This window comes from Clostridium sp. Marseille-P7770 (assembly GCF_902143525.1).
GTDB lineage: Bacteria > Bacillota > Clostridia > Lachnospirales > Lachnospiraceae > Pilosibacter.
The window spans coordinates 373,670-385,650 of sequence record NZ_CABFVC010000002.1 but is presented as its reverse complement, the minus strand read 5'-3'; the positions used below and the strand labels follow the sequence as shown (position 1 = coordinate 385,650).

12 protein-coding genes and 1 pseudogene are annotated in these 11,981 nt (G+C 51.7%); 2 read left to right on the top strand and 11 right to left on the bottom strand.

The window, feature by feature from the left end; translation table 11 throughout:
* Both FN001_RS05530 and FN001_RS05525 read right to left on the bottom strand, forming a co-directional pair.
* Nucleotides 1-741, bottom strand: coding sequence for an ANTAR domain-containing response regulator (locus FN001_RS05530; protein WP_118299119.1), 741 nt, complete (start codon nt 739-741; stop codon nt 1-3).
* A 227-nt stretch (nt 742-968) separates the two neighbouring features.
* A complete protein-coding gene (locus FN001_RS05525; RefSeq protein WP_243121937.1) occupies nt 969-2,237 on the bottom strand; it encodes a D-alanyl-D-alanine carboxypeptidase family protein in 1,269 nt (422 codons plus the stop codon).
* A 136-nt stretch (nt 2,238-2,373) separates the two neighbouring features.
* On the opposite strand from FN001_RS05525, the gene FN001_RS05520 reads away from it, so the two are divergent.
* Nucleotides 2,374-3,924: a polysaccharide deacetylase family protein gene (locus tag FN001_RS05520; RefSeq protein ID WP_243121936.1), complete on the top strand. Its 1,551-nt coding sequence runs from the start codon at nt 2,374-2,376 to the stop codon at nt 3,922-3,924.
* A gap of 92 nt (nt 3,925-4,016) precedes the next feature.
* Here the strand turns inward: FN001_RS05520 and FN001_RS05515 are convergent, their stop codons facing one another.
* The 6 genes from FN001_RS05515 to FN001_RS05490 form a co-directional block, all read right to left on the bottom strand.
* The gene (locus tag FN001_RS05515; RefSeq protein WP_346011260.1) at nt 4,017-4,964 is read right to left on the bottom strand and encodes a TIGR03943 family putative permease subunit; all 948 of its coding nucleotides are present in this window, start codon (nt 4,962-4,964) and stop codon (nt 4,017-4,019) included.
* 172 nt (nt 4,965-5,136) lie between these two features.
* Complete coding sequence (locus tag FN001_RS05510; protein ID WP_142411084.1) at nt 5,137-6,381, bottom strand: CobW family GTP-binding protein; 1,245 nt, start codon at nt 6,379-6,381, stop codon at nt 5,137-5,139.
* Between the two features lie 308 nt (nt 6,382-6,689).
* On the bottom strand, nt 6,690-7,511 hold the full coding sequence (locus FN001_RS05505; RefSeq protein ID WP_118529516.1) for a metal ABC transporter permease: 822 nt from the start codon (nt 7,509-7,511) through the stop codon (nt 6,690-6,692).
* On the bottom strand, nt 7,512-8,222 hold the full coding sequence (locus FN001_RS05500; RefSeq protein ID WP_118529515.1) for a metal ABC transporter ATP-binding protein: 711 nt from the start codon (nt 8,220-8,222) through the stop codon (nt 7,512-7,514).
* Nucleotides 8,219-9,301: a metal ABC transporter substrate-binding protein gene (locus FN001_RS05495; protein ID WP_486463481.1), complete on the bottom strand. Its 1,083-nt coding sequence runs from the start codon at nt 9,299-9,301 to the stop codon at nt 8,219-8,221. Before FN001_RS05495 ends, FN001_RS05500 begins: the two co-directional genes overlap by 4 nt.
* Before the next feature lie 19 nt (nt 9,302-9,320).
* Nucleotides 9,321-9,980, bottom strand: a complete 660-nt coding sequence (locus FN001_RS05490) for an HAD family hydrolase (RefSeq protein ID WP_118529514.1) — start codon at nt 9,978-9,980, stop codon at nt 9,321-9,323.
* Between the two features lie 335 nt (nt 9,981-10,315).
* Here FN001_RS05490 and FN001_RS05485 point away from each other — a divergent pair, with 335 nt between their 5' ends.
* Nucleotides 10,316-10,792, top strand: coding sequence for a hypothetical protein (locus FN001_RS05485; protein WP_118321592.1), 477 nt, complete (start codon nt 10,316-10,318; stop codon nt 10,790-10,792).
* A gap of 70 nt (nt 10,793-10,862) precedes the next feature.
* Here FN001_RS05485 and FN001_RS05480 read toward each other — a convergent pair.
* The 3 genes and pseudogenes from FN001_RS05480 to FN001_RS05470 all read right to left on the bottom strand — a co-directional run.
* Nucleotides 10,863-11,033 (bottom strand): annotated as a pseudogene (locus FN001_RS05480) (winged helix-turn-helix domain-containing protein); the annotation flags it as partial.
* Between the two features lie 81 nt (nt 11,034-11,114).
* Nucleotides 11,115-11,684 (bottom strand): phosphatase PAP2 family protein, encoded by a 570-nt coding sequence (locus FN001_RS05475; protein WP_142411083.1) that lies wholly within the window; start codon nt 11,682-11,684, stop codon nt 11,115-11,117.
* Nucleotides 11,668-11,961 (bottom strand): GtrA family protein, encoded by a 294-nt coding sequence (locus FN001_RS05470; RefSeq protein WP_279230955.1) that lies wholly within the window; start codon nt 11,959-11,961, stop codon nt 11,668-11,670. Before FN001_RS05470 ends, FN001_RS05475 begins: the two co-directional genes overlap by 17 nt.
* Between the last annotated feature and the right edge of the window lie 20 nt (nt 11,962-11,981).

Below are 11,981 nucleotides of genomic sequence, written 5' to 3'. Positions count from 1 at the left end.
CTACGCCTCCTCTTCCAGGAGCTGCTTTGCAAAGGCGGAAACCGTAAGCCCGGCCTTTTCCGCTCCCTTTACGAGGTAACGGTACGCCTCCTGCTCCGTCATCCGGCGCTCCCTCATCAGCCACTTCTTCGCCTGATTTGCCTCGTCCCTCTGGGATTCCACGCGGATGATCGCACGGGCCACGGAAACTAACGGTGCACGCTTTTCCATGGCTGTCTTCTGCATTTTCCGGTACGCATCCATTTCAGAGATATGTTTTGATCTCGCCAGAAGACCTTTTGCCCGTTCGATCACACGGTTCTCCTCCAGTCTTCTGTTCGCCTCACCGATCGCCAGCTTCTGTTTCGCAAGCCGTCTTCCCTGCGCATACGCCATCTCGATCGTCGGCCGCAGATTTCTCGCTTCGACCGGCTTCACGATATAACCGGACACTCCGATCCGGCCGGCCTGTTCCAGAAAGTCTTCATCTGCAAAAGCGGTGCAGATCACAACGCAGCCTGCGAGGTTCTCATTGATGATCGTCTCCGCCGCTGTCATTCCGTCAAATACCGGCATCTCAAGGTCCAGGAGGACCACATCCGGGTTCTTCTTTCTGCAGAGTTCCACCGCGTCAAATCCGTCCGCGCCCTCCGCTACTACCTCATAATTTAACTCTTCCAGCATCTGACCGAGGTCCATCCGGATGATCGGTTCGTCATCCACCACGACCACAGTCTTTTTATTCTCCTGTCTGTCCGCCATTTTTCTTCCTCAGTTATAAAAAAATGTGCCTTGACACATTCTCGCTCCGGGCGCGGCTGCCTGCGCCAATCTTCAACTTCGGGCGAGTACGCGTTTCAGGCACGCAGTGTCTTTATCGTTTTTTACAGTCCGTGCAGTAAATGCACCGATCTGCTGAATAGTTACCATCATACAATATTTTTCCGGAAAATGGAACCGCCAGATTGAATTTTCAATCCCGAAAATTTCTACTTGTGAAAAGTACCACCAGCTTCTTCACCTTTCATTCTCCACCACCCTGTCATCCACTTCATATAATCAGCAAATCCGGCAGTGTCCACATTCTGTGCCGCTATGACAGGGACATTTCCGACTTCTTCCCCGTTCAGGCGGTAACTTAAGGTTCCAAGCCGGTCCCCCGCCTTTACCGGGGCGTTTACGTCTTCCTCCAGCATCAGTTCCCGCTCCATGCCGGAAAAATCCTCGCCGTGGAGCCCGAGATATGTAAAAGGTTCCCCGTAGGAAAGTTCCACTTCCGGTTCTTTTCCGCCGTTGACCGGGAGCTTCGGAAGCTCCGGCGGCGTCTCGTCCTTATAGAGCCTGCAGTTCCCATATCCATAATTTAAGAGCGTCACCGCATCTTTAAATCGTGCCTTGTAATCCGGCGCTGCCATGATCGCGGCGATGAGCTCCACACCGTCCTTCTTCGCCGTGGCAGAGAGACAGTATTTCGCGATGCTCGTGGACCCCGTCTTTAGACCGGTCACCTCAAAGTTCGTCGCCATCTTTAAAAGCTTATTCGTGTTGGAGAGGCCGAACTCCTTCGATCCCTGTTTGGTCACATGGGTGATGTTCTCCATCCAGATCGTCGTGTAGTTCGTGATCTGCGGATATTTTGTGATGAGTTCCCGTGACATCAGCGCAATGTCCCGCGCGGTCGTCACATGTTCCGGGGAATTTGTGAGCCCGCAGCAGTCGATGAATTTTGTGTGCTCCATCCCCAGTCCTTTCGCCCGCTCATTCATCATCTTCACAAATGTCCCCTCATCTCCGCCGACAAACTCCGCCATCGCCACCGACGCGTCGTTCCCCGATGCGATGACGATGCACTTGATCAGTGTCTCCACCGTCTGGATCTCGCCTTCCTCCAGAAACACCTGCGATCCGCCCATGGATTTCGCGTGGGCGCTCGTCACCACCTCATCCGTCAAGTGGATCTTCCCGGACTGCAGGGCATCGAAGATCAGAATCAGCGTCATGATCTTCGTGACACTTGCCGGGTTTCTCGGCTCATCCGCGTTCTTCTCACAGATCACGGTCCCTGTGGACGCCTCCATGAGGATCGCGGACGGGGCTGTGATCTCCGGGCCGGGATCGGCTCCCGCCGCAGTTTCCGCTGTGATCCGTCCACTCTCCGCTATTTTACTGTTTCCTGCCCCCGCATATCCGTTTACCGGTCCCATCATCATCAGGATCCCGGCCATGATCCCGCAAAAGATCCTTTTTCCAGCTCTCATGCTTTTTCTCCCGCCCAGCCTGCTCTCACGCAGGATTTCTCCATATAAAATATGGAGCGGACATTCCTTATTATGCCACTGCTTACAAAATGCTTAATTTTTGTATTTTCCATAGCGGCGAACATGCGGTTGTGTTATGATAGAAGTAATAAAATCCTTATTGATTACAAGAGGTGATACTTTGGAATACAACAACGATTTTGAGAGACGCCGCGCATATATTTCAAGCCGCGAAAAGATGCGGAAACGACGCCGGACCGTTTATCTTACGATCCTTTTTATGGTCCTCGCTGCTCTGTTCCTTCTGGTCGGCGGCGGGATCCTTATAAAAAAACATGGCGGGCTTCCCGGACTTGCGAAAAAGGAGACAGAAACTTCCTCCGATCCTTCCTCCGGAAACGGAGAGACAAACGTTTCACTGGCGGAGAGCGGATCCGATGGAGATGCATCTTCCGAAACGCCTTCCTCCACAGCTCTGACAGCCGCCTACAATACCGGCGATGCTGCGCTGGACGAGATCTTAAACAGCGCCCATGCAAAATTTGTTACCTACGATTACGATGCCGCCCTTGAGATCCTGAACTCGGCGACAGATTATGCCGAAAACGAGGATGTAAAGGCATTGATCGCGTCCTGCGAAGAGACAAAAGCCACCCTGGTTCCTGCTGATGTGAATAAGATCACCCACATCTTTTTCCATTCCCTCATCATGGACAACTCCAAAGCGTTTGACGGGGATGCCGATGAAAAAGGCTACGATCAGGTGATGACGACAAAAAGTGAGTTCTTAAAGATCCTGGACTCCATGTACGCAAAAGGCTATGTCCTCGTGAAACTTCACGACATTGCGCATGAGGAGACCGATGAAAACGGCAATGCAAAAATGGTGCCGGGAACGATCCTGCTGCCGCCCGGAAAGATCCCATTCGTCATGTCGCAGGATGATCTCTGCTACTATGAGTACATGACCGGCGACGGTTTCGCGAGCCGGATGATCATCGGGGAAGACGGGAAACCGACCTGTGAGATGGTGATGGATGACGGCTCCGTGTCCGTCGGCTCCTACGATCTCGTCCCGCTTCTGGAGGATTTCATCACGGAACATCCGGACTTCTCCTACCGCGGCGCAAGAGCTGTCCTCGCTTTCACAGGATATCAGGGTGTCCTCGGATACCGGACGGACCCGTCCTATGAGACTACGAACCCCAACTATGAGGCCGATAAGGAGACGGTCCGCCAGGTGGCGCAGTGTCTCCGCGACAACGGCTGGGAGCTCGCCTCCCACAGCTGGGGACATATCAACTTCGGAAAGCGCTCCTTTGAAGATGTGAAGACCGATTCCGATAAATGGGCGTCCCGCGTGGAATCCCTGATCGGAAAGACCGATATCCTGCTCTATCCGTTCGGCTCCGATGTCGGCGACTGGCACCCGTACACATCTGAAAATCAGAAATACGAGTATCTCCACCAGCTCGGTTTCCGCTACTTCTGCAACGTGGACTCCAGCCGGTACTGGGTACAGTTTGGACCGGATTATCTGCGTCAGGGACGCCGGAATATCGATGGCTACCGGATGTACTATGACCTCCCGGAGACGAATCCGACGAAAGATCATCTGAGCGATCTCTTCGATGTGTCGGAAGTGTTCGACCGCGAGCGGCCAGTTCCGGTGGCACCGATGAACTAACATAAAAAACAGACTCTTTCCTCCTGAAAATCGAGAGTAAGAGTCTGTTTTTTATTTCCATTGGAATCCAATTTTCTGCCTGTCAAATTTCCTTAGAACTGCACGATCTCCTTGATCTCCTCCGCCGGCTCAACGCTCTCCGCGTAGAGGACCGGTCCGACGCCGTCGTAGTCCTGCCAGAACTCGTACGCGATCTTCGCGCGGACTTTGACCCACTGCTTTGTCTCAAGGTTTCTCGCCTCACGCGCCTTGCAGATGAAGCCCAGGAATGTCATATCCGCCTCGCAGCATGTCATCGCCATACGGCCCGGAACAAAGTAGTTCTTCGGGAATTCCGGGGATTTTAATACCATTCCGGTAAACTCCACGACCTTTCCCTCGTAGCGGTCTTTCTTATCCAGCGCATCAATATACCAGATACCGAAATCCTTCGGGTCGATCTTGATCACGTCCGCTTTCATATCGTACGGAAGATCCTCTTCCAGGACTTCCTGCTCGATCTCGCCTTCCGCATCCTCGAAGATCAGCTCTGCCTGCGGGTTTAAAGCCTTTAATCCGCGGCGGTAGCGGGTGATGTTCTCGTCGCTGACTTCATCGCAGCGGTTCATGATCACAAGCTCGGAGTGTTTGACAAGAAGCGCAAGGAGCGGCTTCATGTTGTTCAGATAAAGATCAAAGGTAGAACCGTCAATGATCGTGATCTGCTGGAAGAGCTCCCAGGTATCCGGCAGCTGCAGCTGATCCTGCGGCCACATTCCGTTCCACTCGATGAGGACACGGTCCGGGTCATAGAGCGCTTCGATCCGGCCGTAGAAGTCTTCATCCATCTCGGAGACATCTTCAACCGTCACGATCTTCGTTCTTGTCTTCTTTAAGATCTCCTTATCATACTCCGTATCTCCCTCTTCGCAGAGGATCAGGACTGTTGTTCCGTCGGCCTGGAAATAGTCCTGCTGTAAGGTATTTGTGATAAACTGGGTCTTTCCTGCTTCCAGAAAGCCATTGATGACAAATACCGGCATTTTTTCCTGCTGTTTCAATGCTTTATTCTCCTATCTGATTGTATGACAGAAGCTTTTCGCGAGATCCTGATGACGCAAAAAGCTCCTGTCGTTTTTATTTCCTGTAATCGTAACTGTTCAGTGCTCTCACAGCTACGGGCATTCTTTCATATCCGTGTCCGGCACATGCCCGACACTGCGCATTCGTCTCTTAAGCCTCGAATGCTTTCTTTAACTCGTCTTCCTTTAAGTTGGAACCGATCACGCACACTTTACCTGTGTAGATCGGAGCGCCTGTGCGGACTTCCGTCTCCTCCGGAACGAGATCAAAGTAGTACCAGGTTCCGTCTGCATCCGGGAGCATTCCCTTTGCACGGAGAACCTGACCGTATTTCTCGGAATGAGCAAGCTCCTGTAACAGGGACTCAAGTTTCTCCTTTGTGATCGTGCGGTTTGTCTCAAGCCCCCAGCTTGTGAATACCTCATCGGCATCATGGTCATGGTGGTGATGGTGATGATGACCGCAGCCGCACTCGCCGTCATGATGATGATGCTCGTGCTCATCCTCGTCATCATCGTCATGGTGATGATGGTGATGACCGCAGCCGCACTCCTCGTCATCGTCGTGGTGATGGTGGTGCTCATGCTCGTCCTCATCGTCATCGTCGTCGTGATGATGGTGATGACCGCAGCCGCACTCCTCGTCATCGTCGTGGTGATGGTGGTGCTCATGCTCGTCCTCATCGTCATCGTCGTCATGGTGATGATGGTGGTGGCCACAGCAGCACTCCTCGTCATCGTCATGATGGTGGTGATGACCTTCTTTTACTTCCTCAAGGAGCTTCTCAGCCATATCATCGGTCGGTTTCTCGATGATCGCAAGAAGCTGCTCACCGGTCAGCTTGTCGATCGGAGTTGTCACGATTGCTGCCTTCGGGTTCTTCTCACGGATCATCTCAACGCACTGTGCAACCTTGTCAGCGTCAGCGACATCGGTACGGCTTAAAACGATCGTTCCGGCGCTCTCGATCTGGTTGTTGAAAAACTCACCGAAGTTCTTCATGTACATCTTGCACTTCTGTGCGTCAACAACCGTAACAGAACCGTTTAATACAACGTCGATCTCGCCTGCAACGTCGCATACTGCCTTCATGACATCAGAAAGTTTGCCGACGCCTGACGGCTCGATAATGACACGGTCCGGTGTATATTTTGTGAGGACTTCATTTAAGGAACGTCCGAAATCACCAACTAAGGAACAGCAGATGCATCCGGAGTTCATCTCACGGATCTCAATTCCGGAATCCTTTAAAAATCCGCCGTCGATTCCGATCTCACCAAATTCATTCTCGATCAGGACTACTTTCTCACCCGCGATCGCTTCTTTCAGAAGCTTCTTTATAAATGTTGTTTTTCCGGCTCCGAGGAAACCGGAGATAATATCGATCTTTGTCATAATGACACCTCTTTCTTGTCACCTGTGCCATGTTTCTGTAGTTCTGACAGGTCTGTTTTCCAGTGTTTCTTCTCATCCGCAGACCGGAACACATGCTGCAGTTTTCAGATCACTGCGAATCCGTCTTCTCATAGCACTTTCATTTTTCGTTACCATTTACTAACTTTAACACATTTTCCCGCAAAGTCAAGTACTGCCGCTTTCCTTTGTTTTTCGGAAAGCGGCAGTATCTGAGATTTTTTCTCATTATGAAGTTTTCCGCAGATCTGCGCATCTGTCTGCGCTGACCGGAAGAAAGCATATCTTTCTTACCGCACCTTCTGCTTCAGGATCTGCACGATGCAGAACACCCCGAACATCACGAGATTGACGACCACCACACTCGCTCCTGCCGGGATCGAATATACATAGGAAAGAACGAGTCCGATGAAGAAACACACCACCGACACGACGCCGGAGGAAACGACCACACCGAAAAAGCTCTTAAAGATCCGCATGGAGGTCAGCGCCGGGAAGATCACAAGACTCGAGATCAGCATGGCGCCCATCATCCGCATTCCGAGGACGATCGTGATCGCAGTAAGGACCGCGATCAGAAGGTTATAGGCCGACACGCGCACGCCGGTCGCCTTTGCGAAGCTCTCATCGAACGTCACTGCAAAGACCTTATTATAACAGATCACAAACATTCCGAGGACGATCACGGAGAGCACCACGCTCAGATACATGTCCTCACGGCTCATGGCGAGGATACTTCCGAACATGTAGCTGCTCACATCGGTCGTCATTCCCGTTGTCAGGGAGGTCACGATAATACCGATCGCCAGGGATCCTGCAGAGATCATCGCGATCGCCGCGTCACTCTTGATCTTTCCGTTTCCCGTGATCCGAAGGAGCAGGACCGCTGCGGCTGCGACGACCGGGATCGACACCGCGAGAGGCGCCCAGTTAAACGCCACTGCGATCGATAAGGCACCGAACGATACATGGGACAGTCCGTCACCGATCATCGAATACCGTTTTAATACAAGGCTGACGCCTAAAAGCGACGCGCACAGAGAGATACAGATCCCGCCGATCATCGCGCGCACCAGAAACGGATAGGAAAACATTTCCTGTAAAAGTCCCATTTAGCTCTCACCTCCGAGGAATTCTCTTCCAAATTCCGATTTTTTATACTCTTCCACAGTCCCGTAGAACTGGACTGTCTGTTTCAACTGTAAGATCTTGTTCGCCTGAGTCACGATGTTCCCGATATCATGGGAGACCATCAGGACTGCGACCTTTTCATCTCTGTTCAGATGGCGGATCACCGCATAGAAATCCTGGGTCGATGCCGGATCGAGACCGGTGATCGGCTCGTCTAAGATCAGGAGCTTGTCGGTCGCGCAGAGCGCTCTCGCGATCAGTGTTCTCTGCTTCTGGCCGCCGGAGAGATCCCGGTAGCAGCTTTTTTTCAGATCCGTGATCCCGAGCTTTTCCATGTTGATCTGTGCGATCTTCCGCTCCGCCGCAGAATAGAACGGGCGGTTTCCGCGCTTTCCGAGACAGCCGGAAAGTACGACCTCCTGGACCGTTGCCGGGAAATCCTTCTGCGCCGGCGTCTGCTGCGGGAGATATCCGATGCCGGACCGTTTTAACTCGTCCGCGATCGTGAGGACTCCCCCAGTCGGCTTTAAGAGCCCTAAAAGTCCCTTCATCAGCGTACTCTTTCCGGATCCGTTCTCACCGACGATACAGAGATAATCCCCGGGAACGATCTCCATGGACACGTCCTTCACCACGTCGTAATTTTCATATCCAAAGTCCACATGTTCACATTTTAATAAAGGCTGGTTCATCGATAAAGTCCTTCCCGTAAATTCACAACATTCTGTTCCATCAGCTGCAGATAGGTAACGCCGCTCTCAAATTCTCTCCTCGTCACGTTGTGGCAGGAGTGGAATAATAACGGCTTCGCTCCGGTCTCCTCACTGATGATCTCCGCCACCCGGTGGCTGGAAAGCTCCAGATAGTAGACCGCCGGGATCTGTTCCTCCCGCACTTTGTCGATCAGATAAGCGATCGTCTTCGCGCTCGGCTCCGTGTCGGACGAACAGCCGGAAAACGCTGCCCGGTAGCGGAGTCCGTAGGTGTCCGCAAAATAGCGGAGTGGGAACTTATCCGCCATGACGATCAGGTCAAGATCCGCACCGTCCACGACATCCCGGAATTCCTGGTCGAGATTCTTCAGCTCCCCGAGGTAACCCGCCTCTTTCGCCTGGAAAACCGCCGCATCCGCCGGATCCATCTCCTCCAGCGTATCTGCGATCACCTGCGTGATCTTCATGGCATTCACCGGAGACGTCCAGATATGCTCGTCATACTCGATCTCGTAGGCATGGTCGTCGTCCGCATTGTCATGGTCCTCCGTATCGTGGTCATGATCTGCATGGTCACCGTCTTCCTCGTCATGATGCGCATGATCATGTCCATGATCGTCGCCAGAATCTTCCATTCCTTCCACGATCTCCTCCTGAACGACATCGACATAATCCATCATCGTGATGACCTTCAGGTCCGGGGCATCCAGGGATCCGAGCACCTGTGTCACCCACTGTTCCATCGTTCCGCCGTTGCAGATCAGAAGGTCCGCATTCTGGATCAGTCGGATATCTGCAGGCGTTGGTTCAAACGAATGGCTGTCCTGACCGGCAGGGATCACCATGGAAAGATCCACGGCGTCACCGGCGATCTGTCTTGCGAAATCATAATACGGAAACAAGGTCGTCACAACCTTCAGCTTCCCGTCTCCTGGAGTTCCCACATTCCCGTGTGTGTCCCTGACAGAAGCGCACCCGGTCAGGGAACCAAAAAGAAACATCGCTGCAATGAGCCATGCTTCCACCCGTTTTCGTCTTGTTTTCTTAAAATATTTCAATCTGTCTCCTCCGGTATCATCACCCGACTATCTCTTTTAAGATATCCTGCGGCTTTTCAAGCAGAAATTCCGGATGAAATGCGGCAAGTTCCTCACGCCCCCGGAATCCCCAGAGAACTCCAACGGTCGTCATCTTCGCATTCTTTCCGGTTTTCATATCCGTGTTCGTGTCACCAAAATACAGGCACTCCGACGGATCTGCACCGCAGAGTTTCGCCGCCTTCAGCGCCCCTGACGGATCCGGCTTCTTCGGGACACCTTCCTGCTCCCCGATCACTGTGTCGAAATAGTTTGTTCCGAACACGTATTCCACCGTCTTTTTCGCCTGAGCGTCCGGCTTATTGGACACGACCGCGATCTTAAGACCGAGTTCCTTCGCTCTCGCCGTGAGCTCCATGATCCCATCGTAGGGATGCATCTCATAGTTACAGTATTTTCCGAAAATCTCCATATATACAGGTAAGATTGCCTCGTAATGCGCTTCGTCCGTATCTCCGCAGGCGGCCAGGGAACGCTTCATCTGCATCTTATATCCATCCCCGACGATCGTCTTCATCTGAGTCTCCGTCAGAGGACCGAGCCCGAACTTCTCAAGAGCGAGGTTCGTGCAGTAGGTCAGCGCATGGATCGAATTTACCAGTGTTCCATCGAGATCAAAGATCAGACACTTATATTTCATATCTGCCTCCATCAACGCAAAAATGAATCCAAAAAGGCGGTCCGTCTGCCCTTATTCCGGGCAGAAAATTCCATAAAACCGCCGGTTTCATCGAAATTGAGTCATCCACAAAACTGTGCCACTCATTTTATCACAAACCCGAAAACTTGACAACACTTTTCTATTTCCCTTTTTTCTCATATTTTCACTCTCTATTTGCCGCTATTTTGCCACTTTTTATTGACTCTTTTCTGTTTCCATATTAGGATATAGATAAGTTCGTAGAAAAAACGGCAGATTTCATATTTTTTTATGCAGTCTGATACCGGAAAAGGAAATCCCAGGAGGTATTTTTCATGAAAAAGATCTGTATCGCAGCTCTCGCTGCAACTCTGGCACTCGGAACAATGATCACAGCACAGGCTGCTGACACAACAGAGCCGACTTATCCTAAACAGTACCGCAGTGTAAACGGCGGTCGTCTCCGCGGCTTAAAATCCCCGGCTGGCGGTGCGTGGGAAGAACTCGCTGACGGCACCTGGAAATATCATTTCGCAGAAGGTCTCGAAGCAACTGACTACTGGCTGGAGATCGACGGAACCTGGTACTATTTCGGTCATGACAACATCATGCAGACCGGCTGGGTAAAGGATGACGGCAACTGGTACTACATGGACCTTGAGACCGGCGCTCTCTTTACCGGATGGCATGAGATCGGCGGCAAATGGTACTACTTCCATGAGGAAGGCGACGGATTCAAGGGAACTCTCATGGTTGACTGTGTAACACCGGATGGACACACGGTTGATGTAAATGGAGCTCTTGTAGAATAAAAAAAAAGAAAAAATTGATCAAAACCGCTTATGGATCCGGAAATCCGTAAGCGGTTTTTTCATGTTATAATTATGAATTCAGCCGGTATCCCGCTCCCCAGACCGTCTCGAGGATCTTCGGATTTCTCGCATCGTCCTCGATCTTCTCCCGGATCCTGTTCACATGGACTGACACAGTCGCCGCGTCCGAGACGTAATCGTATCCCCAGACCGCCTCAAAGAGACGCTCCTTTGAAAATACGACATTCGGATTCTACGACATGAACCTCAGAAGCTCAAACTCAGCGACATTCCCGGCTTTTTCTCCATGGTTCTCCCTCTTTCATAACTTCCCGACCGGAATTTCCGGGCCGGAATCTCTTCGTGCCTCCCGGGCCGCCGCTGCCATCTCTGTCAGTTTTGAAGCGGCTGCCCCGCAGAGGATTCCAATGACAGCCCCGGCCAATACATCCGTCGGATAATGGACATACAGATACAGTCTCGAAAATGCGATCAGGCATGCGACGGCCCCAAAAGCCACACCTGTTTTTCTCTTCTTCATAAACCAGGCGGCTGACGCTGCAGCAAAGGATACCGCCGTATGTCCGGACGGAAACGAATAATCTTCCGGTCTCGGGATCAAAAGGATTCTCGCCGGATCTGAAGTAAACGGACGCGGTCTTGCGACCAGAGGTTTCAGAATCACATTGCAGCTCAGTACCTCAAAGACCAGTGCTGTCAGAATACAGATTCCAAATGTTCTCGTCTTTTTATATAAAGTAAAAACAAGTCCTGCCGCGATCCAGAAGATGCCGCCGTTCCCGAGAGCGGTGACTGCAGGCATAATCTGATCCATAAGATCCGACTGAAATACCGACTGGATCCCGTTTAAGATATCAAACTCCCATCCCATACTGCTTTCCTCTCTTTCTGAATATGATCTGATGCTGCATGATCCAGCTGAACAGGAACATGGTACATTCCGTCATGAACTTTGCCACGTAGAGAGGAATTCCTCCCCTCACAAGGATCCCGAGGATCATGCTGTCCAGGATCAGGTTTCCGGCTGCCAGCGCTGCATATTCAAGAAATGACTCCCGACTCTCTCCGGTCCGGAACACCAGGCGGCAGTTCATTTCATAATTATACACGGCGCTGAACATTCTTGCAAACAGATTAGCCGCGTAAATTCTTAAAGGGGATCGCAGAC